Here is a 24,085-nt window from a genome sequence, read left to right on the forward strand (position 1 = left end):
CAGAACTCCTCAGGGAGACGGTGGGGTTCAGGCGGCGCACGGATCGGAGTCGGGAAACGCACACGGCACGCACTCGCCGAGGCGGGCGGGGATGACGTAGCCCGCGTCCTGGCGGCAGGTCGGGCACGTGCGGCGGGCCGTGTTCGCCGCGGCGAGGGCGGCGTGCTTGGCCGGGGTCATGGGCCGGATGGGCTTGGCTTGGTCCACGTAGTAGAGGAACGCGACCAGCGGGCCCCGCTGGCGGCGAGGGCGTTCCAGCTGGGCTACGACGTCCTGACCTCCGGGCCGTAGGCCGGCCGCCCGCAGCTGCCGCCGCGTCGCCAAGCCCTCGGGGGCCAGCCGCCAGGAGTAGACCGGAACGGCGGCCATCAGCCGAGAACCGGAGCGGTGGAGGCGTCGCGGAGTTCCTGGTAGCGGGCGGAAGCCCAGCCAACGGACCAGCCGCTCAGTTCGGCAGCCACCCGCACGGCGAGCCCGGCCATGAACGCGGACCGTACGACCGCCCGGGCCCGGTCTTCAGGCAGCTTCTCGGGTGGCGGGCCGGCAGAGAGCAGCTCGGCGCGTTCACGCTCGATCCGCTCCTGTTCACGCAGCTGTTCACGGCGTTCACGCTCGGCGTGATCGGCGCGGGCCTGCCGCTCACGCTCGGCCCGCTGCTGGGCCTCCAGCTCGCGCTGCTGCGCGGCCTGACGTTCACGCCGTTCACGCTCGGCCTGAGCCTGTTCACGCTCGCGTTCACGGCGTTCACGGGCCTCTCGCTCAGCGTTCGCCGCGGCCTCGACCCGCGCCTGTTCCTCACGGCGGATCCGCTCCTGCCGTTCGGCTTCCTCACGGATGAGGCGGGCCTCGTGTTCACGCTGTTCACGGGCCACGCTCGCCTCATGCTCGCGGCGTTCACTCTCCCGCCGCTCCCGGGCATCCTCCCGGTCCTGAACGGCCTTCTCCCGGGCCTGCCGGTCCGCCCGGGCCTGTTCCTCCAGCGCGTGCACGGCGGCGGCGATGGCCCGCCGGTAGGCGAGCCCGGCCTCAGCCGTCACGATCAGCAGGAGCGGCGCAACGGAGTGGATCGCAACCCCGACCAGGTCCCCGACCAGGGCCGATGCACCGATGTTCAAAGCCAGAGTCATGGCGCCGGTCATCCAGCGCAGCCCAACCGGCCACGCTCCGCCGCTCCCTCCCAGGCGGGCCAGGACGGAGTCAAGGCGGACCACGATGACCACGGCCGCGTCGACCACGAGCGGCAGGATCGGCGCCGTCCACCGCCACTCGACGGCCGTATGTGCGGCCATCAGTGGGGTGACGGTAAGGACGGAGTAGAGCATCGCTCCGCCCACGATCAGCCACGTGCCCACGGCCAGCGCACGCTCCGCTGAACCGACGTGAACGTCGTTCATGACGCCCCGCCTTCCAGCGGCCGTACCTTGACCGTGCCCAGTAGCAGGACCCGGACCGGGTGGGGGTGGTACTCCGGGCCGCTGCTCTCCGTCCACTGCCATTCCGCGTCCTCGGCGGGCGTGAATCCGAGGTCCGCCAGGGCCACCTGGCGCTGGTCGGCGGTCGGGATTTCGATGGAGGTGGGCCAGGTGAAGGTGGGCCACTGGCTGACCAGACCGGACTGGGCCACGTACAGCTGCCAGCACGGACCGGCCATCCGCTCCGGGGCGGTGGTACCGCAGCAGCGCAGCGACAGCTGCGCGCCGAAGATCTGCTTACTCATGCCGCGCCCCCCGGCATGCTCATGTCGGCGGTGCGGTTGGTCAGGTCACGGCGGGCCGCCAAGACCCGGTTGCGGGCCCTGCGGATCCGGCGGGCGTCGAACTCCGACGCCGGCCGGTCCAGCATCGAGATGAGAGCGTCGAGCAACTCGACCTCGGCCAGGACCACGGGCATCTCGACCTCGATCGCGTCCAGCTCCGCGTACGACGGCTCCAAACCGTCGGACCACGGGGTAACGATGCTCTGAAGTGCAGCGATGGACTTCATGGGTCTTGCTCCTTCTACAGAGGAACGGGACTCAGCAGCCCTCGGCGCGGGAACGCCGGGTGCTGCACTGCGTTGCGGGTGAAGCAGGAAGACTCCGGCTCCCCTCAACCCCGCCCGTACGCCCCAGAGGGCGGACGGGAGGAGGAGGCAACCGGCCGCGGCCCGGAACGGGACCGCGGAAGGATTGAATGCGCGAACCTCAGCCGCGCTGACCGCCTTTTCAGCTACAGGAGGCGGCGACCACACTGTTCAGTTCTCAATGAGCAGACGCTCCCGACTGGACGTGGAAACCCAGAGGGATCCCGTGCGTGAAGCACGGGGGCCAGCCGGAGCAGGCATGGCAGTACTAAGGCTTCGCTGCGAGTTCCTCGCGGAACCGATGCGGTACCTCTATTACAGGTACCGCATCGACTGACGTCAAGCAGATCCGCAGAGGTTCATTGCTTCGCGCCAGGACTTCCTGGCGCACCATCAGAATCGGGCCAGGTCAGGGGCGTTGTTTACCCCACGCGTGGACACGTCGGGGCCTTCTGGCTACCGTCAAGAGCTCCCAAGACGTCCCACCGGGGGTGCAGATGCCCAACGAGCGCTTACGGTCGACCCTGCTCGCGAAGGGGATGACCATCCAGCAACTCGCCGACTCCATCGGCGTCAACGCGAAGACCGTGGAACGCTGGATCACGCAGGGCAAGGTCCCGTACCGGCGCCACCAGTACGCCGTTGCGGCTGCACTGGACGTCGGGGTCACCACTATTTGGGACGATGAGCGGGCGGTCGAGTCGTCCGCCGACCTCAGCAAGGCCGAGATCGTGACCATCTACCCCCATCGGCACATGGTGCCGACGGGGCTGTGGCGCGAGATGTACGACCGCGCCGAAGCGTACGTTGACGTGCTTGTCTACGCAGGGCTCTGGCTATCTGAGGACCCGGAATTTCACAAGATCCTGAAGGGCAAGGCGTCCAACAACACGCAGGTACGACTCCTGCTCGGGGATCCCGGATGCGATGCCGTCCGACAGCGGGGCATCGACGAGGGCCACAGGATCATGGATGGAAAGATCCGAAATGCCCTCATGAACTACCGGCCGCTACTCGCCAGCCACCCGGAAGTCGGGATCCGGCTCCACGACGCGACGCTGTACAACTCGCTGTTCCGTGCCGACGACGAGATGCTCGTGAACACCCATGTGTACGGCATCGGAGCCTACTTGGCTCCGGTTCTCCACCTGCGGCGGCTCCCTGGGGGCGGTCTCTTCGACACGTACGCGAATAGCATCGAGCAGACCTGGGGGCGGGCGCGCCAGGTGACCGACCACGACTTCACTGGAGCATGACCATGGGACGCATCGACTACCTCCACGACCCCGACGCACCGCCCGCCAACAACGTCGTCCCTTCCGTCGTGGCCTTCGTCCAGAACGATGCCGGCGAGGTGCTGATGGTCCAGCGCTCCGACAACGGCCGCTGGGCCCTCCCCGGCGGAGGGCACGACGTTGGCGAGTCCATCAGTGACACCGTCGTACGCGAGGTCTGGGAAGAGACAGGCATCAAGGCCGAGGTCCTCGGCCTGTCCGGCATCTACACGGACCCTGGGCACGTGATGCTCTACGACGACGGCGAGGCGCGGCAGCAGTTCAGCATCTGTTTCCGGGCGCGGCCGGTGGGCGGGGAGATCCGCACGAGCAGCGAGACGACGCAGGTCCGCTGGGTGTCCCCCGCGGACCTGGCCGACCTCGACATCCACTCCACGATGTGGCTCCGCATCCGGCACGCCCTGGACACGACCCGGAGCGTGCCCTATATCGGCTGAGCCGTGCCGGCCTTCGCTTCGGAGACCCTGGTGAGCACGCGAACCGTGCACAGCAGGATCTCCGGCTCAGCGCGCCGGATGAATTGCCCGATCAGGCTGTCGGGCCCGTAGCGACCTGCGATCTCGTTGATTCGGTCCACGGGGTTCGTGGGAGCGCCGTCCGGCGTGGTGTTCATGTCGCAGAAGCAGAGCGCATCCGCCAGGTGCTCCTCCTCACGCGGGAACTCGGCTTCCAGCTCCTCCCGCAGGCCTCGTGCTTCCGCCTCCATCCAGGCACAGGAGTGGTGGGCGACGAGCCGTACGACGCGCTCGTCGGCGCCGACGCTCCGGAGGTAGCGGGCACCGTCGAGCGGGTGAAACCCCGTCTTCGCTAGGTCGGGCGCGTATCCGATGTCATGCAGAACGGCCGCAGCCTCAAGCAGCTCGGCATCCCGCCCCAGGATCTCCGCGATGGCCCGCGCGCGCTCGGCGACGCCGAGGCAGTGGCTCCACCGGCGGGGCAGCGGCTCGGCCAGCAGCGATTCCGCGAGTGGATAGGCCCAGTCTGTGAGGGTGGCGGTGGTCAAGGCTTCGAGTCCTCCTGTGGCGACGGCACGGCCCGGACGGCCCGCCGCTTGCCCTGCCCTCCTTCAGTGAGCAGGCCGGCGGCTTCCAACTGAGCCAGCGCCTTGCTGATGGTGGGGCGTGACGCTCCGAGGCGGGCGCTGAGCTCCCCTGTACTGAGGAAGGGTGCCCCAACTTCTAGGCCCTCAGCCGAAATGAGCTCGGCAATCCTTTCAGAAAGCGGTCGCCGATCCAGGCACTCCCCAGCGCGTACGACGCGCCAACGCGCCCCGGGCACCGGCTCGGCTAGCCCTTCCTGCTGGAGCACTCTGAAGGCGCGAAGGGCTACGCCTCGGCTCACGGCGTACTCATCCATGACTTCCGCCAGCGAAGGCAACTCGACCACGGCCGGTTCAGCAGCAATCCGCCCCTTGATGCGATCAGCGATCTTCAGGAAGGTCCCGCGAGGGCTGGCCTGCTCCGTCACTCGATCTCCTTGTCTGCCGACAACCGAACCCAAGCGTCGCACGCCGAAGGTTCCCAGGGACGCGAGGTCCACCCGTCCAATGTGGCGGGCAGGTGTACTCCAGCGGCAAGAGACCCTGCGGCAAGAGTTTCTCTACTTCATCAAGGGACCCCGCCGCGCAAGCGCGACGCATGCGGCCGTCGCATACACGGGCCTGCGCTTCTGTCGACAGCCGGCTTCAGCCTGGCCGTTGGCCACACGCCTATGGCTCGGGTTGACGGCCCGTTGCACCCACCGTGCATCACCAATCAGCAGACAGTGATGACCTGAGGTGCGAGCACACTGCACCAGCCGTACCGTCTAGGAGGGGAGTAATTCACGCTCGCGCACACTGGGAGCAAGGATGCCAAATACTAAACGGGTATTTGTCGTTCATGGACGCGATCACCAGATGCGTGATGAGCTTATCGGATTCCTGAAAGGTCTCGGCTTGCACTGCCTAACCTGGGGTCAAGCAAGGGCTCTTGCTGTCGGAAACCATACCATCGGAGACCCCACAATTGAGCAGATAATCGATGCAGGCATGGAGGAATGCCAGGTCATAGTCGTACTAATGACACCAGACGAGTGGGTCACGCTCAAGCCAGCCTTTGCCGAATCGGTCGAAGAAGAATCGCGATTCGAACAGTCGCGCCCCAACGTGATCTACGAGGCAGGCCTGGCCAGGGGCAAGTATCCGGACCGTACGATAATAGTTGAAGCAGGAGCGAGTCGAACATTCACCGATCTCGCCGGGGTCCACAGAATAAATCTGCGACAGAATTCAGGTAAGGGCGACCTGAAGCTATCCCTCGAAAGGCTATGCGAGATCAACGCGATATCCGACTGGGCAAACAGGGGCGACTTCTCTGAAAGATTCAAAGAATGCTATCGGAGATGGCAGGAAAGTGGTCATCGCCGATCTTATCTCCTCGACGCCAACCAGCTCGAACGGTTGAAGAACGCCAAAATAGTCAGCGGAAGGACCAAGAAAGAGCTATACGCTTACGCACTCGCTTCCGCCGTCCAGCACGGAGAAGTAGCGGACGTGCCATACTGGATCGAAAAGAACAAAGACAGCGAGATGGCCGCACTGGCAATGATCGATTGCATAGCTCTCCTCACATCGCCAGAGCCCAGATTCCGAGCCGCAAAAGCTCTCGAGTGTATGGATCCCGACCTCACGGAGAGGGTAATTACAGCGTACGCAAATAATCTACCCAACGACAGGAGGCCGATCCTAGCGCTCGCAACCGCCGCCAAAAACAAGAGGGTGACTCGCGAAGTTGAAGGCTACCGAGCACCTCTGGAGGGACTTTCAAATTCCACTAAGAGCAAGCTACTAGAGGAATTCTCAACGTATTCACCTTATCGGGCATTTGGGAGACGCCCCCCCAATAGATAGTGATGCACCAGATTCTGCTGACGTCGAACCGACATAAGATGGGGCGGCAGCAATCCGGTCAGAATTGCCCGAGCGCGGGGGTACGCCGACAAGAGGCCCCCAGTATCGAACGAACTCCGAAGCAGGGACCAGCGATCGGCTCAGCTCAGTAGCCCAATCGCCTTGCCGTAATTACCGAGCTTGGAGAGTACATAGTTCGCAATCTCAGCACGCGATGTTGACTTGCGCCACATCATTTCCAAGCGAATTGGCCCATCCGCACGCTCGCAGTAGAGATCGCTAAAGTACTTATATTCGGTTCCAAGTTCCCTCTCGGTCATGTAGGAGTCAATCAATCCCACATCCTGAAGCCCATTGCCGATAGCCCTATTCAGTAGGCCATCTTTCTTGCTGGCGATCTGGGCAAGACTTTCAAAAGCCACCAGCGTGTTACTGCCTGCCTTGCCCCCGCGCTTGCGGAGCCCAAGCGAGTTACCGGACAACAAGAGCCCAAGCTCCCCAGATTTCAGACGCTCGACCGCTTTGGGTTCGGCACTAGTGGACATCCCCAGGGCTGCCATCTCTTCATGCAGCGAGGTGTCACCGTATTGGCGTGCAACAGCCAATGCAGTCATCATGTCGACGTGAATAATCTTCGCGTCGAGCACCGTGCCCAGAATTCCCAATTCGTCCGGGTTCTTCTTGAGAGCGGAAACGATGTTGGCGTTCGTTGCCGTCATTAGGCGATCTACGTCGGCGTATGCATGTCCGCCACGCGTTAGGGCAGCAACATCACCCTCGGGCTCGTTGCCTGCGATTACCAGGGTCCAAAGACGGAATTGCTCGGCAGCTAGCATGGAGCGAACCTTTGCTCCATTCCTGATCAATGAGTTTCTGACCAATGCAAGGAATCGACCAATGGTGGAGGCGCTTTCAACGAGGCCGTGCGCATCAGTCTCTGAGATTCCGAGCGCTGCCAGCGACGCCCCCTCATTCAAGGCAGCAACAGTCCGCTCGGCAATACTAACAAAGTGACTCTTAGCGGGGCCAATAAAGCGCGTGACCGGTTCCCCGATCCCAAATAGGGACTCCCCGCCGATTTTTCGCGCCTTATCGGTTAGTAGGGCTGTAAGGTCATCCGTATTAGCTGGCCATACAACGAGTGTTTCCCGTCCAGATTCGGACCTGACAAACGAATTGATAGCGTGCATCGCCGCTTCGATGAACTCAACGGAAGCTTCGCCAAGCGCCTCGCGACCCTCCAGCACGATGACGCGAGGGCCTTCGCTTGATGGCTTTGCCTGAAGTGCTTCTGCGACCCCCTCAGACGCCGCAATTCTTTCTGTAACGAGTCCAGTGCGAAACAGTCCGAGGGTGTCAAGGAAGGTGGATTTTCCGGCTCCGGTTTCACCGCGCAGGATCATCAAAGCACCACGCCGGGCCGCGCGCATGTCAGTGAAATGCATGTCGATTTCGAGAAGCGTGTCGTGCACTGGCGTGACAATGGAGCGAAGGGCGCCAGTACCAACATCGCGCAGCAGCTCAAAACGGTCTGGAACGTACAAATCATCCCGCGTGGGACCGGTGCCTACAGCCATGGAGAGATTATGCGCCACGGTGCCCGTTCGTGACCTCAAGATTCCTGCTTGAATGGAACGTAGCTGCTCCTGTGGTCACGACCTGCGTACTGCGCCGGCAGCGGGCCTGCGCCGGGCCATGCGGCCCGATAGAGGGAGCCGGTGCCGAAGAGCGCCTCAGCGGACACGCGCGCTCGGGATGAGGTCGGGAGCGATGCAAGAACAAGTCGACGCGCCGGAACCTGTGCCTCCGGTGGATACGCGGGAAGCGTCCCCGGGAACGCCAGTCTCGACAAGCTAATGCGCAGGTCGGGGGCTCTCGAAGTCTCAACGGGGCGGGTCTCTTCTAAGCACTTGGCCGCAGGTTCGAGTCCTGCCGGGGGCACTCTCCACGTCCCACCCGAGCCCTCCCCACCGGGGAGGGCTTTCGCGTGGGCCGGGCGCGCCCCAGGGGCGGAACCGCCTCTTCGCACTCGGGAATGATCATCTGGCCCCCGTTCCCGAGCTGCGCCCCGGTCCCCGAGCCGATCTCGCGGGCCGTCCCGGAGCCCGCGCACCGCGGCCGGTCGGGATCGGCCGCCTGACAGCGCCTCAGGCCCGTCCGGAGATCAAGGTGTTCAGCGCCACGTGCCGCACCGCCGAGTCCTTCTAGATCCCAACAAACCGCATGTGTAAGCATGGGGCATGGCGGATGAGGCTTTCGAGCGACCAATCGAAGGCCCGCACGGATACAAACCTTGAGAGACATGGCATGAGGTGGCAACAGGGGGCACCTGATGGGTAGTGCGAGGGCGCGTTCCGCGCCACACCCGCCGAAGCCAGATCGCTGAACCGGACGAACCAGACCAACGGTTCGTCGCCCGCCGCACCTTCAGGCGGGTTCCACAGCGACGACCGCCGCTCACGAAGCAGCGACCGTCGCCAGCAGGGGGACCAAAACACTCATGTGGTGGCGCACCAACGCTTCCAGCTCGTCACACGGCGAACCCAAGAGCACCGGCTTGGGGGCGAATACGCTTCCGCAACGAAGCCTGCCACCCGGCAGGAACCACGCCGCAGAGCGCCGGCTCGAGCGCCGCATCCGCCGTCTTCTGCGCACACTTGACGTCCGAACCCCGTTCAGCGTCGAGGCACTGTGCCGAGCCTTGTCGGAGAGCCGGGGGCGGCACATCGAGTTGCGCCCGTACCCACTGCCGACACCCGGCCCCGTCGGCCTGTGGTTCGAGACCCGCAGCGTGGATCTCATCATCTTCCAGCGGGACACGACCCCGCTCCATCAGGACCACATCATCCTGCACGAGGTGGGCCACATACTGGCCGATCACGGCGCCGCGGACGCCGGGGCCCAGTGGGAGGTCCTCCTGCCCGGCCTCAAACCGGACGCGATACGCAGGGTGCTGCAGCGATGCTCGTACGAAAGCGAGCAGGAGCAAGAGGCCGAACTCATAGCGACGATCATCATGGAGTGGGCCTCCGTGGTCGACCGCGTGGTGCAGCCCGAGCACGACCCTTCCGCGCGCCGGATCGGGAACGCCCTGGGCGACAGGCAGGGGTGGCTGTGATGGCGGCCGCCACCGTGACCGTCCTCTTCCTCGTGCTGCTCGCCGCCGCCGTGACCTGGAAGCTCTTCCAGCTGGCCAAGGATCCGCACAACGCTCCGTTGCGCGCGGTCACCCTCTGCCTGGTCTGCGCCGCGACCTCCTATCCGCTGGCCATGCCGGGCGGGGCCACGGGCCTGGACACCGTGGCCGGGCACGGCGTGGCCAAGCTGATGCAGAACATCCTGCTGCTGCTCACCTGCCATTTCCTGATGTGCTTCTACCTGTACTCGGCGGCGGACACCCACGCGGGACGCCGACGGGCCCGGAGAGAGGGGTGGGGCCTGGTCCTCGTCAGCACGGCGATCACGGCGATCGCGGTCACGGCGCCGGACACCGTGCTGTCGGGCAGCTTCGCCACGGCGGACATGACCATTCCGCAGGTCGCCGCCTTCTATCTCGTCGCCGGCCTCTACCTGATGTACACGATCTCGGCCGCCTTCTGGTGGACGCGGCGCTACGCCCGCATCTCGCGGCGTCCGCTCTCCACCGGCCTGTGGCTCACCGCTGCGGGCCTGGGCGGCATGGCGGTGGCGTGCGCCATCCGCGCCGCGTTCGTGGCGATCCGGAGCCAGGGCCATGCCGTTCCCACCGTGCTGACCGCCGTCACCTCCCTGCTGCTGGTGCTGTCCGTTCCCCTGTTCGTCATCGGCGTCACGTATCCCGGCGCTCGGAACCGCCTCACCGCCATCGGCGTCTGGCATCAGCACCGCGCCCAGCACCGCCGGCTGCGTCCGTTGTGGCTGCTGCTCTCCTCCGCGTTCCCGCACACGGTGCTCTATGCGGCCGACTCCGCTTCCCGGCGCGGCCGGTGGCGCTCCGGTGGTGTGCATCGCCGCTACCACCGACGCGTCATCGAGTGCCGTGACGGCCTGGTGCTGATCGGCCCGCACCTGGCCGCGCTCCGCGACGGGGGCGCCACCACGGAAGACGCCGCGCTCAGCCGGGCGGCCGAGCGCCTTCACGAAGCCGAGCGGTCCTGCCTCGCCGCAGGAACAGGACCGGAACGGGCCCTGACACCGACCGCCTTGCGCCACAGGGACAGGGACGCCGACGTGCGCCAGCTGCTGAAGCTGTCGGATGCCCTGCGCGCCGCCAACTGACCCCCACCATGGGAAGAGAATCTGAGATGTTGATTACCGCAGGCCGAATTCTCACCGGACCGGCGGGGGACGTGATCGCCGATGGCGCGATCCTCGTCGACGGCGCGACCATCGTCGCGGTGGGCACCCGCCACGAAGTCGAGGCGCGCGCCGCCGCGGGAGTGCCCCACCTCCGGTTCCCGGAGTCCACCGTGCTGCCCGGGCTGATCGACGCCCACGTCCACCTCGCCTTCGACGCCGGGCCCGACCCGGTCGCCACCCTTCAAAGCCAGGACGACGCAGCCCTGTTGAAGGACATGGCGGTCAGGGCGGAGCAGTTGCTGAGCATCGGCGTCACCACCGTCCGCGACCTGGGCGACCGCAACCACCTGGCCCTGCGACTCGCGGAGTCGATCGCCGACGGCACCGCCGCCGGACCGCGCATCGTCGCCGCCGGTACGCCCGTCACCCCTCCCGGTGGCCATTGCTGGTTCCTCGGCGGCGAGGTGTCCGGCGCCGACGAGGTCCGCGACCTGGTACGGCGCAACATCGCGGCCGGCGCCGAGGTCATCAAGGTGATGGAGACCGGAGGCGGTCTCACCAAGGGCGGCGCCCAGAGCTGGGAGACGCAATTCAGCCCGGACGAACTCGCCGCACTTGTCGACGAGGCCCATCGGGCCGGAATTCCGGTGGCCGCGCACGCACACGGAACCGACGGCATCGCCGCGGCCGTCGAGGCCGGCGTCGACACCCTCGAGCACTGCACGTGGATGTCGGCCGATGGCTTCGAGTTCCGCGAGGACGTGCTGGCCAAGATCATCGGCAAGGGCATCCACGTGTGTCCTACGGTGAGCCCGCACTGGCGCCTGCTCCCCCAGATCTTCGGTCCCGAGAAGGCAGAGGCGATGTTCGGCCTCGTGCGGCGGATGGCGGAGGCCGGAGTGCGTCTGATCGCCGGCACCGACGCGGGGGTCCAGCGGTCCGGGTTCGACGGCCTGGTCTCCAGCCTGGGCTTCTACGAGCACCTCGGGCTGCCCCATGACCGGATCATCGAGATGGCCACGGTCGAGGCGGCCCACGCCCTGGGCGTCGGCGGGCACACCGGACGGATCGCCGCCGGGTACAGCGCCGACCTGCTCATCGTGGACGGGGATCCGCTCACCGATCTCGGCTCGCTGAAGGACGTCGCGGCCGTGATCTCCGCCGGCGCGCGCTACCAGCCCGCCGGGCCCGCTCAGCCGTAGCGCGGAAGCCGACACGAGCGCGGAAGCCGACGCAAGCGCGGAAGCCGACGCGAGCGCGGGAGCCGACGCGAGCTACTGCCCGGGGCCTGAGGTCCCGGGCAGTTCCCTCTCCTGCAGCTCCGTCACCACTTCGTTGAGGAAGGCCAGGACGTCCTCGGAGAGGCCCTCCGCCCCCAGCCCGCGGGCCTCCAACCGCCCGACCGCACCCTTCCGGGCGGACGCGAGAAGACGCAGCCCCTCGAACACCTGGCGCGCCACCGCGTCGTCGGGCTGGAAGAACATCGGCGAGACGCCGAACACCTCGGCCAGTCCCTCGCAGACGACCGGCGAAGCCGTCGGTACCGTTCCCGTGCGCAGATCACGGACACCGGCCTCGTCGATCACCGGGCCGCCTGCGTGGTCGTTGACCGCGCGCGCCACCTCCGCATCGGAGGGCGGCGTCTGCTCGCCCGGATATGAGTGGTCCAGCAGGTAGGCGATCTTTTCCGCCAGCGAGCGGGGCACCTGTGATGCCGACCGCGGCTCCCCGGCGCCGGGATCGGGGGCGTCGTGGCCGAAGGACCTCTCCTGCGCCGCCAGCAACTCCTCCACGCTCACCCGGTACCCATCGGCCAGCGGGCGGACGAAGCTCTCCTTGAGGCGCCGCTTGCCGCGCTCCGCATTGGCGACCGGACCCGCGCTCTTGGTGCCGATCAGGGCTTTCGTCTGGTACTGCGAGTACCCGGCGTCGCACCGCAGATCGACGAGGTCCGGACGGCCCTCCCGCGGGAACAGCTCCCCCAGTCCCCGTCCCAGGACCCGGGCGAGCGCGGGAAGTTTCTCGCCGTCGGGTGACGAATGGCCGGTCTCCCAGCTGGCAACCGTAGGGTCGGCGACACCCACCGCCTTGGCCACCTCACTCTGCGTGAGTTCGGCGGCGCGTCGCACCGCCCGGACGCGGCGTCCATCGAAGCGGCGAGGAGGCATCTGTGGGCCCTTCAGGGGCTAGTTGTCTAAACGAAGGAAACCTTAGCCAGTTGACCGGTTTCCCAAATCGGGATAGCTTCAGTTTAGCGAACGCAGGGGTGGTCCAAACCCCTGGGCAGTACATCTTCGCGTGCCCGTCGGCAGCAGGCCGGTCAACCGAGCTCCCCGACACGGGCAGAACCAGAACTTCAACCCTTGGGTCCACCCAGTGAAGAACAGCCACATCGCGGGGTCGAGCGCCGTCGCGGTCGTCCATGAACTCTCCAAACAGTACGGCTCCCGTGCCGTGTTGGACGGAGTCAGCTTCAGAGTCCTGGAAGGAGAGGTCTTCGGACTGCTCGGGCCGAACGGGGCCGGCAAGACGACGCTGTTGGAATGCCTGACCGGACTGCGCACCCCCACATCCGGATCCGTCAAGGTCCTGGGGTCCGATCCGGCGTCCAAGGATCCGGCACTGCGCCAGATGCTCGCGGTACAGCCGCAGGAAGCCACGCTCTTCCCGCAGCTCACCGTGCGGGAAACGGTGGAGTTGTGGGCCTCCTTCTACGAGGACCACGACGACGTCGAGGACGTACTGGAACGGGTCGGGCTCCTGGACCAGGAGTACCAGCGCGTGAAGGCGCTGTCCGGCGGACAGGCGCGACGGCTGCTGCTCGCGGTCACCGTGATCGGCCGGCCGCGCGTTCTCGTTCTGGACGAACCGGCCGCAGGGCTGGATCCGCAGGCCAAGGAACACCTGTGGGACGTCATCCGCAAGCAGCGCAAGAGCGGCGGCACCGTCCTGCTCACCACGCACGACATGAACGAGGCCGCGCAGCTGTGCGACCGCGTGGCGGTCCTCGTCGGCGGCCGCATGGCGGCCTGCGACACGCCGGCCCGCCTGGTGTCGGAGATGGCCGCGGTCAGCACCGTGACCTTCACGACGTCAGCCACCGCGGACATCAGCGGAATCAGTTCCTTCCCTGGCGTCACATCCGTCGATTCCAGCCCCTCTTCGACAGGCTCGGTCACCGTCCACGTGCGCACCTCGATCGGCGATCAGACGCTGCGGCGCATCGCCGCCGACGAGCAGCTGGCCGCAACCGATCTCGACATCACCAAGGGTGGACTCGACGCGGTGTTCCGCGCTCTCGCCGCCGACGGGTCACCTCGCGAAGAGGCGGACCAGAACCCCGAGGAGGCGGCCCGATGAAGGCTGGAACACCCGCGTTCCGCGAGATGGTGAAGACCAACGCGCGGGAGCTCTTCCGGGACGGCAAGACCGCCTTCTTCACCCTGGCCTTCCCGCTCCTCTTCCTCGCGATGTTCCTCGGACTGGGCACGCTCGCCGCCGGCGGCTCCTACCGCCTGGCGGTGACGGCCGCGCCGGAACAGCCCGCGGTGATCGAGAACTTGAAGGAGACCGCCGGCTTCAACGCGGAGGCGTGGAAGTCCGAGGAGCCGCCTAAGGCCGGGGACCTCGCGGGATACGACGCGATCGTCGGCGTCAGCGGAGACTCGGCCGCGGTCGTCATCGACCCGGGCAAGTTCGGCGCGCTGAAGGACATCCGGTCGGCCCTCTCCCGCAGTGGGATCGCCGAACCGAAGATGACGTTCCGCACCCCGGACGGTGGTGCTCCGTTCGATCCGCTCAAGGCGGCGCTGCCCACGGGGCTGCTGATGGCACTGATGTCCATCGCGTTCTTCGGCACGGCGACACCGCTGATCGCCCTGAGGGCGCGAGGCACCCTCCGTCTGCTCGGCACGACCCCGCTGAACCGGATGACCTTCGTACTCGCCCAGGCTCCGGTCCGGCTCGCGCTGGTCGCGGTACAGCTGGTGGTGCTGGGCGTCGCGGCCGTGTGGATGGACTTCCTTCCGGTCGCCGGAACGCTGCGGCTCATGGGTACGGGCCTGCTCGGCGCGGTGATGCTGTTCGCCTTCGGCTATCTGATCGCCGCGCGCATGCGCAACGCGGAGGTGGTCAACGGGCTGCTGGGGCTGCTGATGCCGATCGTGCTCTTCTCCAGCGGTCTGTTCCTCCCCATGGACATGCTGCCTTCCGTGGTGGGGAGCATCTCGCGGGCGCTGCCGACGAGCTATCTGGTCGACGCGCTCAACCATGACCTCAACGCCGCCGCCTCCGTTCACAGCCTCGCCGTCGACTGGCTGGTCCTGCTGGCCGGCGCGCTCATCTTCGGCGGGCTCGCCGCCCGCCTGTTCCGTTGGGACCAGGGAGAAGAACGATGAACTCACCCGCTCTGCAGTCCGGACTCGGACGTCTGACCGACATCGACGCGCTGGTGGGGCCGTACGGAGTCGTGGAAAGCACTCATCGGCTGCCCAATCACGCCGGTGACCCGCGTTTCCCCATCTACTCCGCCTCACTCGGCGACATCGGCCAAGTCGCCCCGAACGTGGCCGAGTCCACCCGCGGACGCAACGCCCGGGGGGAAATGGACGGAGCCGGCGGCGCCGTGGATCCGGAACGAGCCGCCCGGCTGAGCGTCGCCGAAGCACTGGAGCGCTACGCCACTTCGGTGGTCCAGCCCGAGAGCGTCATCTGGGCGACCGGAGACGAACTCGGCGAGGACGCCATCGACCTGCGCACACTGCCGCGCTGCTCCGCCGCGGAACTGGCGCACCCCAGGGCACTCACTTTCGACGTCGACACCGCCTCCCCGATCCGCTGGGTCCGCGGGTGGTCCCTCACCCTCGGACGGCCGCAGTGGGTACCGGCCGTGGGTGTGTGGATGCACATCCCGCCGCTGTCCAGGGGCGAGCGCTACGCGAACCCCATCTCCACCGGCTGCGCCACCCACACCGATCTCGCGCAGGCGCTCGTCAACGCGGTGTGCGAGGTGGTGGAGCGGGATGCCATCGCGCTGACCTGGTACCAGCGCCTCGCCCTGCCCAGGATCGAATTCGACGCCGTTCCGGAAAATTTGGCTCCATTTCTGGAAAAGTCTCGCAATAGCCTGGTGGAAACGGTATTCTTTGACGCGACCACCGATCTCGGAATTCCGACGGTATATTCCATCGACCTCACTCCGGATAACGAAGTACTCGGTCAGATGGTAATGTGCAACACGAGTCTTGACCCCGCGGATTCCATAGCGAAAATCATCAGAGAATCCGCTTCCTCGCGCATCGCCATGCAGGTCCCGCGCGAGGTGCCGGATTCGGTGGACGACTTCCTGCACGTCTTCCACGGCGCCTCCTACATGGGGAAGCCGGAGCGTCGCGCGGACTACGACTTCCTTCTCAACTCGGACGCCCGCACCCCGTTCAGCGCGCTGCCCACCCTGACAAGCGGCGACAGTCGGCAGGACCTCGCGCTGCTGGTGGACCGGCTGAAGAAGGCCGGATGCAATGTGGTCGCCGTCGAATGCACCACGGACGAAGCCCGCGACGTCGGATTTCGAGTGGTCCGCGTGATCATTCCCGAATTGATGCCGCTGTCGTTCACCCACAGGGCACGCTTTCTGGCCCACCCCCGGCTGTACGAAGCGCCGGCCCGCATGGGACATCCCGTGCTCGGCGAGGGGGAGATCAACCCACTGCCTCAGCCTTTTGCCTGAGGTGGCAGAAATTCTTCATTCCCAGGGAACGGAAACCAATGACCAAGGTGCACGTACTCGCGGTCGGTGATTTCGGGACGGCTGTGGCCGACCGGCTCCTCCAAGAGCGCCCCGAGATCGCGGTGACCTCGGACGTGAAGAACTCCCTGGAGTTCTCCTCCGTCTGGCCCGAAGCACGGGTGAGGATCCTTGCTTCCTGGCGGGAGACACCTCGGCTCGCCGAAATGCTCGACGCACGCTCGGCCGACTGGGGCACCCCGTGGTTCCCCGTGGTGGCGGAACACCCCCGGTTGCGGATCGGCCCGGTGGTCGTTCCCGGCGAGGGCGCCTGCTACCGCTGCTTCCGGCAGCGGCGCGGCCAGCACGAGCGGGACAACTCCCACACGGCGACCCTGCACGCGTACTACGACGCCTCCCCCACCGCCGGAACCGCCGGCTTCCTGCCCCACCACGTGGACATGGCCGCCGGAATGGCCCTGGACGTGCTGCGGCGCCTGGAGGCGGGAGAGACCGAGCGCCTCGCCGGAAACGTCCGTCACTGGCATGTGCTGGAACAGCACATGACGGGCGCGCGAGTGGTCGGCGTACACGGATGCGACCGCTGCCGCCCGCGCCAGGCGGACCCGGCCTCCGCCACGTGGCAACAGCTGGCCCGTGACCTCGGCGCCTGGCCGGCGCTCCCCGGGGAGGACACCTCGACCTCCTCAAGTGGCCCCACGGCCGCGCCGTCGATATCTGCTCACCAGTGAGGTAGTGCCATGGCCCACAACACGCTCGTCTCGGCAGAGGACATGCGCCGAGCCGTCGCCCAGGATCCCCAGTTCAAAGCCCCCGCCCGTCCGGCACTGTGCCGCGGTGTGGTCGTCGTGCCCTTCGCCGACGGAATCCTCGTCGAAGGCGGGCCGACCCGCCAGGTACTGCGCGGCGTCGCCACCCGCGACCTGATACCGAAGCTGCTCCCGCTGCTGGACGGCACCCGGGACGTGGCCGAGGTGGCCGAGCACGCAGGCGTTCCCGTACTGCACGTGGAACAGGTCGTCGCCCTCCTCTACACCTGCGGGCTCCTGGAGGACGGTGGGGCCGGCGACGGTCCCTCGCCGGAAGGCCCCTCGGCCCTCTTCCTGTCGCGCAATCTCGACTCCACGCGGGTCAACCGCAACACGTCCGAGGTGCTGGCGCGACTGAGCGGGACGCACGTCGCGGTCCGTGCCCGCGGCGACATCGGAGTGCGGATCCAAGACGCTCTGCTGGCCGCCGGGTTCGGACGAGTGGACCTGTGCGAACACGGCGATCCGGCCGGCCGGCCGGACCTCGTGGTCGCGGTCAGCGGCGACAGCCGGGCCGGCCTGCGCGCCGCGGGCGAGTGGTGCGCGGCCCGAGGGATTCCGATGCTGCCTGCGTATCTGCACGGCGCCGGCGTGGACCTCGGCCCGTACATCGACCCCTCGTTCACCGTCTCCTACGACGACGTGGAGCGCCAGTGCGCAGCGGCGGACGAAGGGGCGGGGCCGGACCGTGCGTCCGATGACCCGGCGGTGCGCGCCATGATCATCGCCCTCGTCACCAACCAGGCGACGGCGATCGTGGGACGTGTGGGATCCGCAGTGGTCCTGCGCGGTCTGGTGCGCACCGATCTGGAGGCGTGGCGCCAGGACCTGTACGTCATGGCCCCCGTGCCGGCGCGTACGGGCGAGGGTGCCGCCCTGACCCGAGCGGGCGTTCCGATCGCCCTGGCTTTCGAGACCTCGGTCGCCTTCCCGCCGCGCAAGCTCCTCAATCCCCGCGATCACCAGGTGCACTACAAGCCCGGCAACGTCGCGCTCCAGCACGAGAGCAAGCGCTGGCCGAGCGCCCGCACCCTCGCCCTTCCGACGGAGGGGACACTCCCCCGGGCACCGCTCGAACCGGCGGCGCCGCCCGCCGTCGAACAGCTCGATCGCGCCCACCTGGCAGCGCTCCTGATGATCGCCGCCGGGCGCAAGGACGCGGCGGACTCGCCGCGCAGCGTTCCGCGGTGGGCGCCGACGGGAGGCAATCTCGGTTCCGTGACCCTCCACGCGATCGTCAGGAACGTGGACGGGGTCCCGGCGGGGGCCTGGGGCTACGACGCGGCCGGTCACCGCCTGGCACGGCTGCCCGAGCCCCTGGACCTCACGGAGATCGAGGGGACGGACTCCCCCGCGCTGATCGTGCTCACCGGCTCCCTGTCCCGCGTGGCATCGAAGTACTCCACCTTCGCCTGGCGAATCGTTCATCTGGATGCCGGCGTGGCCATCGCCCAACTGGTGCACACCGCACGTTCCCTCGGCATCTCGGCCCGGCCGCTCGACCGTTGGGACGACCGGAAACTGGCCGCGGCGTTCGACCTCGACCTCGATGCCGAACCCATCACCGGCGTGCTGGAAATCCGTCCCCTCACGACAGACGAGGCCTGATCCATGCAGATGACGTCTCCGCTGCCCGCTCTCCTCGATGCCAACGAGGTGATGCGACAGCTGCAGGTACGGTCCCGGCTGAACGCCGACGAGCTGAGTCGCCGGCCCGCCGTACCGGGCCCCGCACTCCAGGGCGCTCTGCGGGCCGCCATCACTCCGCAGCACGAGCGAACCGCCACGGTCGCCGCTCCGCCGAGCGAGCGCGCCCTGGAGGCCGTACTGCGCGAGCGGGCATCGGTGCGCACGTACGCCGCGCGGCCCATCCCGGTGGAGGTCCTCGCGGCCGTCGTGGACCGTGCCGCGGCCTTCGACCGCGCCGCCTGGCCGGACCACGAGGCGGGCGCCGGGCTCGAGTTCCTGGTGGCGGCGCGCGCCGTGGACGGGCTCTCCACCGGCATCCATCTGTACGACCCCGAGGGCGGCGAGTTCATCCGGCTGGCCGATCTCCCACTCGGCGAAGCGGCCGGCGACCTGGTGCTACAGCTGGAGTTCGCGGACGCACCCGCCATCGTGATGGCCTGCGGCCCCCTGGCGGCCTCACTCGACCGCCACGGCGAGCACGGGCACCGGCTGCTGCTGGCCCGGGCCGGCGCCGCGTCCCAGACGGCCTGGCTCACGGCGCTCGACCGCGGCCTGGTCGGAAGCATCTTCGCCGGCTTCCTCGCCTCGGCCCTCAAACCGCTGGTGCCGGTCGACGGCTACCTCAGCGCTCAGCTGTTGGCCTTCTCCTGCGGCTATCCGCTCGGAGCCGACGGCGTCCGCGAGGCCTGACACGGCCGGGCACCTGCCCAGCCCCCCACCCCCAAGACTCCGCGCCCGTCCAAGGGCGCGGGCAAGCGGCGGACGACCGCGCGTCGTCCGCTGATCAACCCTGCACGAGAGAAGGAGGGCGTCCATGCCCACCGATGCCGACATGATCATCGACCTGTTCGCCGAGGACGCGTCCCTGACGATCGACGCCCTGCCGACCGACGCGGCCCTGGCGTCCATCTCCACCGCCGGCACGTTCGGCTGCCTGGGCGGCTCCACCATCGGCACCGCCGCCACCGCCAGTTCGCAGGGCTGATCGGGTTCTCGCAACCCGTCCGACACAGAAGGAGATTCACCATGAACGAGACCGCGCACATCGACCTGTTCGCCGAGGACATCAGCAGCACGCTGACGGCCGAGGTACTCGACGACGCCGCACTGCTGGGCACCTGGGGCTCGATCGGCACCTTCGGCAGCGCCACGTGCCCCGCCTCGACCGCCTCCACCGGCGGCAGCGCCTCCTCTTCCGGCTGACCCCGGGCCACGGGCCACGGGCCACGGGCCACGGGCCCGGGCGCAGAGCCGGATCTTCATCACCAACCCATCCAGAAACAGGAGCATCACCATGCACGCGAACAACAGCATCCAGGACATCATGGACATCGACCTGTCGGTCGAGGACATGACCGTCGAGTCCCTCTCCGACAGCGCCCTGCTGGGAACCGCCGCCTCCTGGGGCACCGCGGCCTCCGCCAGCTGCCCGGCCGCCTGCGTCGGCACCGCCAGCAGCGCCTCCTCGGCCGGCTGATCGAGCTCCCTCGCTGACCCCTGCCCGGCCGGCACAGTCTCAGTGTGCCGGCCGGGCGGGGCCCCGAGCATTATTCCCCCCAGGAGGCCACCCATGCGTTCCACCGCCGCCGTCCCACCGCGCCAGGGAGCCGCACCAGACCACGGCGATCCGACATCCACGGAGGCGCACTCACGGGACACCGCATGGCTGGACACCGAGCACCTGGCCTTGAGGGACACCATCGAGCAGACGGTGGGCCTCGACGGACGCCCGCTGCTGTTCGACTCCGCGACCGGCAAGTACGTGGCCGTGTCCCAGGCGGGCACCGTCGTCCTCGGCCTCCTGACGGAGGGCGTCACCGCCCGGGACGTGGTCCACCGGGTGACATCGGCCTCCTCCGCAGACCCGGAGCGCATCGAGGCCTCGGTCATCCGTTTCCTGACCGAGGTCAGGCAGGCCGGGGTCCTCACGCTCGAACCGCAGGGGGAGAGCCGCCGAGAGCGGATCCTGAAGTACTCGCTCCAGCAGAAGATGCCCCGCAAGGCGCTGACCGCCTCCGTCCACGTCCTGTTGGAGCCGCTCGCCCGGCTCGCCCAGAAGGCTCCCGTGCCGGCGGTCGTCACCGCTTGGACCGCCCTCACCCTCGCCGGTCTGGCCACGGCGGGATACGCCCTGGCCACCGAAGGCATGCCCTCGTACTCGTCCTGGTCGTGGCTGGCCGCGTTGTTGCTGATGCTCCAGATCGCCGTGCACGAGCTCTCGCACGCCCTGGTGTGCCAGACCCTGCGCGTCCCCGTCCGGGAAGCCGGCATCACCCTGATGCTGTACGTGATGCCCGTGGCGTACGTGGACCGCACCGACGCCTACCGGGTACGAGGCCGTGCGCCCCGCGCGCTCATCGCGCTCGCGGGCCCGATGAGCGATGCCCTATGGGGCGGAGTCACCGGTGCGGTACTGCTCAACAGCACGGGCGCGCTGCACGACATCGCCGGGGCCCTGCTCCAGCTCCAGCTGCTCCTGATGATCGTGAACCTCAATCCGCTCCTGCCGTCCGACGGATATCACGCCCTGGAGTCCGCGATGGGCTCCGTCAACATCCGGGGCCGCTCCTTCGCCTTCCTCGTCCACTTGGTCACCAAGGCACCGCTGCCCAGCCACCTGTTGGCGAGCAGCCGGGCCAAGCGATTCGGCTACTGCCTCTTCGGCATCGTCTGCGCGGTCTACGGCCTTCTCATGGTCGGGTTCGTGCTGCTGTGGTGGTGGCACCTCATCGAAGGAGTCATCCCCGGATGATCACGCAGCAGACGGCGCCGCAGCGCCCGGCTCCGCCGGATCCCGTTCCCGGTCCTCCCACCGCTCCGCGCCCGGCCGTCTCCCACTGGACGGTGCACCGCATCAACCAGATCCCGGTCGAGGCGCTGGACCTGGCACTTGCCCGCACCACGCGGTCCCTGCACCAGGAGACCGCGCTCGAACAACGGCTCGGGGAGCAGGCCGGGCCGCTGGCGGACGCGCTGCATCTGGTGATCCCCGCCCTCGACGACGCACCCGACGTACGGCGTTCGGCGCTCGAACTGCGCCGCGCCGTGCACAACCACCGTCCCGCCAAGGTCACGGCGGCTGCGGTACGCGCGCTGTCGGAGCGCCTCGACGGCGCCGCGGGCGGACTGATGGACCACTGGCTCGAAGACATGGCAGAGCTCGTGGCCCTGCGTGCCGCGACCGAGGCGCACTACGTCGCCGAGACCGCGCGGGCGACGCAGCGGCTGCGGGCCGTACTCACCGATCACCGCCTCGGTCAGGGCCTCGCCCATGCCAGTCCCCACCTGCTGAGCCATCTGACCGCCAAGCCCCTTGAGCCGAGCGGCAAGGCGGCGCGCTCGGTGCTCGGGTACGTCTCCAGAGCGGCGTTCAAAACCAGTCCGTTCTCCCGTCTGACGGCGCTCGCGCTCGACGGGCAGCGTGCCGACGGGACCGGACGCACCTACGTGGACCAGCAGCACGTCCGCTCGTGGGTCGACGCCCTGGTGCGGGACGAGCGTTTCGCGGAGGCCTTCCAGGTGGAGCCCAACCGGTCGGTCCGGCAGGTGTCGGGCCGGCCGCACCTGCTGGTGCCCTCGTACGGCGGTCCGGACGAGGCCTCGTGGCGCACGGACGACCTCGCCGACGCGGCGCTGTACGGCCCGCTGCTGAACGAGCTCGCCACCTGGCCCCGGATGACCGTCGCGGACTGCCTGCTCAAGATCGCGGGAGAGGACCCCTTCGGCGGTTTCCTCCGTCTGCTGGACACCGGCTGGCTGTGCCCCGTCCTCCCCTGGGAGGCGGGGGAGGCGCAGCCCCTTCCGGCCCTCGCCCGCAGCCTGCGGCATGCCGCTCACCCGGCCGCCCGGCGCACGGCCGAACTCCTGGAAAGGGCGCAGGAGACGGCGGCAGGACTCCACGCACTTCCCGGTGGCGAACGCGTCCTGGCGATCGGTCACCTCGACGCGCGCGTCCGGTCCGTACCGGAAGGCGATCCGCGGCCCGCCGTGCGCTACGCGGTCTACGAGGACGCCGTGTCCGACGTCCCGTTGGCCCTGGAGGCCCCGCTCGTCCGGGAAGACCTGGCCGAGCTGGGCGAACTGATCCGGCCGTACATCTTCCGCTCCCACGTGTACGACTGGCTGCGGGACGAGTTCGTGGCCCTGTACGGCGCCGGGGGGCACTGCGCGGACGTCTTCGCGTTCCTGTGGGCGGTGGCCGCCGCACCGGACTTCGACGGCAAGTTCTTCCAGGCGCTCCAACGGGACCACCGCTCGTACGGCCGCCCCACGGAGCGGGCCTGGCTGCCCGTCTCCGCGAGCAGCGCCCCGCCCACCGTCGCCGCGCTCTACCAGATCGCGGCGGGCTCGGCCGAAGACATCCGCTCCGGCCGCCATCAGACGGTCGTCAACCAGTACAACTCGGGGGTCGGCGGACTGGTGGCCCGCTTCCGCGGACAGCTGGACGCTCCGGACGCGCACGACGGAGGCCTCACGGCGCGGTTGCGGCACTGGATCGCCGATCTGTTCCCGCAGGCCGAACCGCGTCAGGTAACCCTGTCCGGCGATGTCAACGGCATGCACCACGCGGCCGACGGCGTACTGCCCCCGCTGCGCTGGCCGGGCGAGCCGCCCCGAAGGGGTGAGGCGTCGGACACCGCCGCCCCCGCCCTGCGCCACGACGCGGTCAGCGACACGCTCGTCCTCCTCGACCACGAAGGGAGGACGCTCGCCCCGGTATACCTGGGCGTCGTCCCCCAGCACCTGGTGCCCGGAGTCGCCCGACTGCTGCTGTGCCTCGCCGATCCGTGGGTCAACGGCTCCAGGATGTGCTGCACGCAGAGCCCGGTGGACGTTCCGCCGCCGCCCGTCGAGGGCGAGATGGAACGGCTTCCCCGCACCACGCACCACCGACTCGTCCTCGGGCGCCGCACCTGGCGTTTCACCCCCGGTGCGCTCCCGAGGCCCGCGGCGGGGGAATCCGCACCGGTCTTCTTCCGGCGCGTGCATCAGTGGCGCAGCAGCCACGGCCTGCCGGACGAGGTCTACCTGTCCATCGAATCCTCCTCGCCCCCGAACGGTACGAACCCGGCCGGCGGGAAGCCCTTCTGGCTCTCCTTCCGGAGCCCGCATGCCGTGTGGGCGGCGGTGCACCACGTCGACAGGGCACCGCGGGCCACTGCCGTCCGGCTGGCCGAGGCCCACCCCGACATGTCCTCGTACTGGCTCCGGGACGGCCTGGGAGGCCATCGCGCGGCCGAACACGTATCGCTCCTGCGCTGGGAACGCCCCGTCCCGGGCAACGACGCCCGCACGGGAACGGAGATCGACTGAAATG

25 protein-coding genes are annotated in these 24,085 nt (G+C 68.1%); 17 read left to right on the top strand and 8 right to left on the bottom strand.

The features are described from left to right. Positions 1-27 precede the first annotated feature (27 nt). The 4 genes from ADK52_RS15435 to ADK52_RS15450 are packed head-to-tail and all read right to left on the bottom strand — an operon-like array spanning position 28 to position 1,983. A complete protein-coding gene (locus tag ADK52_RS15435) occupies positions 28-369 on the bottom strand; it encodes an RRQRL motif-containing zinc-binding protein (RefSeq protein ID WP_053690366.1) in 342 nt (113 codons plus the stop codon). Beyond that, positions 369-1,394 (bottom strand): hypothetical protein, encoded by a 1,026-nt coding sequence (locus tag ADK52_RS15440; protein WP_053690367.1) that lies wholly within the window; start codon positions 1,392-1,394, stop codon positions 369-371. The genes ADK52_RS15435 and ADK52_RS15440 overlap by 1 nt, the downstream gene beginning before the upstream one ends. Continuing rightward, positions 1,391-1,717, bottom strand: a complete 327-nt coding sequence (locus ADK52_RS15445; RefSeq protein ID WP_053690368.1) for a DUF6303 family protein — start codon at positions 1,715-1,717, stop codon at positions 1,391-1,393. Before ADK52_RS15445 ends, ADK52_RS15440 begins: the two co-directional genes overlap by 4 nt. After that, entirely contained in the window at positions 1,714-1,983 is a 270-nt protein-coding gene (locus tag ADK52_RS15450) for a DUF6284 family protein (RefSeq protein ID WP_053690369.1), read from the bottom strand. The genes ADK52_RS15445 and ADK52_RS15450 overlap by 4 nt, the downstream gene beginning before the upstream one ends. A gap of 617 nt (positions 1,984-2,600) precedes the next feature. On the opposite strand from ADK52_RS15450, the gene ADK52_RS15455 reads away from it, so the two are divergent. Together ADK52_RS15455 and ADK52_RS15460 are read left to right on the top strand one after the other, a co-directional pair. After that, positions 2,601-3,317, top strand: coding sequence for an XRE family transcriptional regulator (locus ADK52_RS15455; protein ID WP_078988360.1), 717 nt, complete (start codon positions 2,601-2,603; stop codon positions 3,315-3,317). Positions 3,318-3,319: 2 nt separating this feature from the next. Beyond that, positions 3,320-3,793 carry an NUDIX domain-containing protein gene (locus tag ADK52_RS15460; RefSeq protein WP_053690370.1) on the top strand — a complete coding sequence of 158 codons (474 nt, stop codon included), beginning with the start codon at positions 3,320-3,322 and terminating at the stop codon, positions 3,791-3,793. On the opposite strand, the gene ADK52_RS15465 is transcribed toward ADK52_RS15460, so the two are convergent. Further along, positions 3,781-4,359: an HD domain-containing protein gene (locus tag ADK52_RS15465; RefSeq protein ID WP_053690371.1), complete on the bottom strand. Its 579-nt coding sequence runs from the start codon at positions 4,357-4,359 to the stop codon at positions 3,781-3,783. The genes ADK52_RS15460 and ADK52_RS15465 overlap by 13 nt on opposite strands. After that, entirely contained in the window at positions 4,356-4,823 is a 468-nt protein-coding gene (locus tag ADK52_RS15470; protein ID WP_053690372.1) for a GntR family transcriptional regulator, read from the bottom strand. Before ADK52_RS15470 ends, ADK52_RS15465 begins: the two co-directional genes overlap by 4 nt. Positions 4,824-5,205: 382 nt before the next feature. Here ADK52_RS15470 and ADK52_RS40080 point away from each other — a divergent pair, with 382 nt between their 5' ends. Continuing rightward, positions 5,206-6,246 (top strand): TIR domain-containing protein, encoded by a 1,041-nt coding sequence (locus ADK52_RS40080; protein WP_078988350.1) that lies wholly within the window; start codon positions 5,206-5,208, stop codon positions 6,244-6,246. Between the two features lie 140 nt (positions 6,247-6,386). On the opposite strand, the gene ADK52_RS42380 is transcribed toward ADK52_RS40080, so the two are convergent. Beyond that, positions 6,387-7,823, bottom strand: a complete 1,437-nt coding sequence (locus ADK52_RS42380) for a hypothetical protein (protein ID WP_159045956.1) — start codon at positions 7,821-7,823, stop codon at positions 6,387-6,389. A gap of 1,124 nt (positions 7,824-8,947) precedes the next feature. Between ADK52_RS42380 and ADK52_RS15480 the strand changes: the two genes are divergently transcribed. From ADK52_RS15480 to ADK52_RS15490, 3 genes are read left to right on the top strand one after another with little or no spacing between them, the layout of a single operon-like run. Continuing rightward, on the top strand, positions 8,948-9,364 hold the full coding sequence (locus ADK52_RS15480) for a hypothetical protein (protein WP_234343823.1): 417 nt from the start codon (positions 8,948-8,950) through the stop codon (positions 9,362-9,364). Next, on the top strand, positions 9,364-10,503 hold the full coding sequence (locus tag ADK52_RS15485) for an MAB_1171c family putative transporter (RefSeq protein WP_053690374.1): 1,140 nt from the start codon (positions 9,364-9,366) through the stop codon (positions 10,501-10,503). The genes ADK52_RS15480 and ADK52_RS15485 overlap by 1 nt, the downstream gene beginning before the upstream one ends. A gap of 26 nt (positions 10,504-10,529) precedes the next feature. Further along, positions 10,530-11,726: an amidohydrolase family protein gene (locus tag ADK52_RS15490; RefSeq protein WP_053690375.1), complete on the top strand. Its 1,197-nt coding sequence runs from the start codon at positions 10,530-10,532 to the stop codon at positions 11,724-11,726. Positions 11,727-11,798: 72 nt separating this feature from the next. Here ADK52_RS15490 and ADK52_RS15495 read toward each other — a convergent pair whose 3' ends face one another. Continuing rightward, positions 11,799-12,692: a helix-turn-helix domain-containing protein gene (locus tag ADK52_RS15495; protein WP_053690376.1), complete on the bottom strand. Its 894-nt coding sequence runs from the start codon at positions 12,690-12,692 to the stop codon at positions 11,799-11,801. 208 nt (positions 12,693-12,900) lie between these two features. On the opposite strand from ADK52_RS15495, the gene ccmA reads away from it, so the two are divergent. From ccmA to ADK52_RS15540, 11 genes are all read left to right on the top strand, one after another. After that, complete coding sequence (gene ccmA / locus ADK52_RS15500) at positions 12,901-13,884, top strand: heme ABC exporter ATP-binding protein CcmA (protein WP_053690377.1); 984 nt, start codon at positions 12,901-12,903, stop codon at positions 13,882-13,884. Beyond that, the gene (locus tag ADK52_RS15505; RefSeq protein WP_078988352.1) at positions 13,881-14,921 is read left to right on the top strand and encodes an ABC transporter permease; all 1,041 of its coding nucleotides are present in this window, start codon (positions 13,881-13,883) and stop codon (positions 14,919-14,921) included. The genes ccmA and ADK52_RS15505 overlap by 4 nt, the downstream gene beginning before the upstream one ends. Beyond that, positions 14,918-16,252, top strand: coding sequence for a YcaO-like family protein (locus ADK52_RS15510; RefSeq protein ID WP_053690379.1), 1,335 nt, complete (start codon positions 14,918-14,920; stop codon positions 16,250-16,252). The genes ADK52_RS15505 and ADK52_RS15510 overlap by 4 nt, the downstream gene beginning before the upstream one ends. Positions 16,253-16,290: 38 nt before the next feature. Next, complete coding sequence (locus ADK52_RS15515; protein WP_053690380.1) at positions 16,291-17,001, top strand: TOMM precursor leader peptide-binding protein; 711 nt, start codon at positions 16,291-16,293, stop codon at positions 16,999-17,001. Positions 17,002-17,010: 9 nt separating this feature from the next. Beyond that, positions 17,011-18,687 (top strand): nitroreductase family protein, encoded by a 1,677-nt coding sequence (locus tag ADK52_RS15520; RefSeq protein ID WP_053690381.1) that lies wholly within the window; start codon positions 17,011-17,013, stop codon positions 18,685-18,687. Positions 18,688-18,690: 3 nt separating this feature from the next. After that, positions 18,691-19,458, top strand: a complete 768-nt coding sequence (locus tag ADK52_RS15525) for a nitroreductase family protein (RefSeq protein ID WP_053690382.1) — start codon at positions 18,691-18,693, stop codon at positions 19,456-19,458. A 124-nt stretch (positions 19,459-19,582) separates the two neighbouring features. Then, the gene (locus tag ADK52_RS41515) at positions 19,583-19,753 is read left to right on the top strand and encodes a thiocillin family RiPP (RefSeq protein WP_107090073.1); all 171 of its coding nucleotides are present in this window, start codon (positions 19,583-19,585) and stop codon (positions 19,751-19,753) included. Between the two features lie 41 nt (positions 19,754-19,794). Then, entirely contained in the window at positions 19,795-19,971 is a 177-nt protein-coding gene (locus ADK52_RS41520) for a thiocillin family RiPP (protein ID WP_107090074.1), read from the top strand. Between the two features lie 91 nt (positions 19,972-20,062). After that, entirely contained in the window at positions 20,063-20,245 is a 183-nt protein-coding gene (locus ADK52_RS15530; RefSeq protein ID WP_053690383.1) for a thiocillin family RiPP, read from the top strand. Between the two features lie 93 nt (positions 20,246-20,338). Then, positions 20,339-21,520: a PqqD family peptide modification chaperone gene (locus ADK52_RS15535; protein ID WP_053690384.1), complete on the top strand. Its 1,182-nt coding sequence runs from the start codon at positions 20,339-20,341 to the stop codon at positions 21,518-21,520. Then, entirely contained in the window at positions 21,517-24,081 is a 2,565-nt protein-coding gene (locus tag ADK52_RS15540) for a lantibiotic dehydratase (RefSeq protein WP_053690385.1), read from the top strand. Before ADK52_RS15535 ends, ADK52_RS15540 begins: the two co-directional genes overlap by 4 nt. Positions 24,082-24,085: the final 4 nt, after the last annotated feature.

It is taken from the genome of Streptomyces sp. WM6372 (assembly GCF_001279655.1).
Taxonomy (GTDB): Bacteria; Actinomycetota; Actinomycetes; order Streptomycetales; family Streptomycetaceae; genus Streptomyces.

What these genes read in the sequence shown, in the direction of transcription:
- ADK52_RS15535 (WP_053690384.1), top strand. Translation starts at nt 20,339, where the DNA reads ATGCGTTCCACCGCCGCCGTCCCACCGCGCCAGGGAGCCGCACCAGAC.
- ADK52_RS15435 (WP_053690366.1), bottom strand. Translation starts at nt 369, where the DNA reads ATGGCCGCCGTTCCGGTCTACTCCTGGCGGCTGGCCCCCGAGGGCTTG.
- ADK52_RS41515 (WP_107090073.1), top strand. Translation starts at nt 19,583, where the DNA reads ATGCCCACCGATGCCGACATGATCATCGACCTGTTCGCCGAGGACGCG.
- ADK52_RS15490 (WP_053690375.1), top strand. Translation starts at nt 10,530, where the DNA reads ATGTTGATTACCGCAGGCCGAATTCTCACCGGACCGGCGGGGGACGTG.
- ADK52_RS15525 (WP_053690382.1), top strand. Translation starts at nt 18,691, where the DNA reads ATGCAGATGACGTCTCCGCTGCCCGCTCTCCTCGATGCCAACGAGGTG.
- ADK52_RS15520 (WP_053690381.1), top strand. Translation starts at nt 17,011, where the DNA reads ATGGCCCACAACACGCTCGTCTCGGCAGAGGACATGCGCCGAGCCGTC.
- ADK52_RS15485 (WP_053690374.1), top strand. Translation starts at nt 9,364, where the DNA reads ATGGCGGCCGCCACCGTGACCGTCCTCTTCCTCGTGCTGCTCGCCGCC.
- ADK52_RS15455 (WP_078988360.1), top strand. Translation starts at nt 2,601, where the DNA reads ATGACCATCCAGCAACTCGCCGACTCCATCGGCGTCAACGCGAAGACC.
- ADK52_RS41520 (WP_107090074.1), top strand. Translation starts at nt 19,795, where the DNA reads ATGAACGAGACCGCGCACATCGACCTGTTCGCCGAGGACATCAGCAGC.
- ADK52_RS15540 (WP_053690385.1), top strand. Translation starts at nt 21,517, where the DNA reads ATGATCACGCAGCAGACGGCGCCGCAGCGCCCGGCTCCGCCGGATCCC.
- ADK52_RS15530 (WP_053690383.1), top strand. Translation starts at nt 20,063, where the DNA reads ATGCACGCGAACAACAGCATCCAGGACATCATGGACATCGACCTGTCG.
- ADK52_RS15495 (WP_053690376.1), bottom strand. Translation starts at nt 12,692, where the DNA reads ATGCCTCCTCGCCGCTTCGATGGACGCCGCGTCCGGGCGGTGCGACGC.
- ADK52_RS15450 (WP_053690369.1), bottom strand. Translation starts at nt 1,983, where the DNA reads ATGAAGTCCATCGCTGCACTTCAGAGCATCGTTACCCCGTGGTCCGAC.
- ADK52_RS15505 (WP_078988352.1), top strand. Translation starts at nt 13,881, where the DNA reads ATGAAGGCTGGAACACCCGCGTTCCGCGAGATGGTGAAGACCAACGCG.
- ADK52_RS15460 (WP_053690370.1), top strand. Translation starts at nt 3,320, where the DNA reads ATGGGACGCATCGACTACCTCCACGACCCCGACGCACCGCCCGCCAAC.
- ADK52_RS15440 (WP_053690367.1), bottom strand. Translation starts at nt 1,394, where the DNA reads ATGAACGACGTTCACGTCGGTTCAGCGGAGCGTGCGCTGGCCGTGGGC.
- ADK52_RS40080 (WP_078988350.1), top strand. Translation starts at nt 5,206, where the DNA reads ATGCCAAATACTAAACGGGTATTTGTCGTTCATGGACGCGATCACCAG.
- ADK52_RS42380 (WP_159045956.1), bottom strand. Translation starts at nt 7,823, where the DNA reads ATGGCTGTAGGCACCGGTCCCACGCGGGATGATTTGTACGTTCCAGAC.
- ADK52_RS15515 (WP_053690380.1), top strand. Translation starts at nt 16,291, where the DNA reads ATGACCAAGGTGCACGTACTCGCGGTCGGTGATTTCGGGACGGCTGTG.
- ADK52_RS15510 (WP_053690379.1), top strand. Translation starts at nt 14,918, where the DNA reads ATGAACTCACCCGCTCTGCAGTCCGGACTCGGACGTCTGACCGACATC.
- ADK52_RS15445 (WP_053690368.1), bottom strand. Translation starts at nt 1,717, where the DNA reads ATGAGTAAGCAGATCTTCGGCGCGCAGCTGTCGCTGCGCTGCTGCGGT.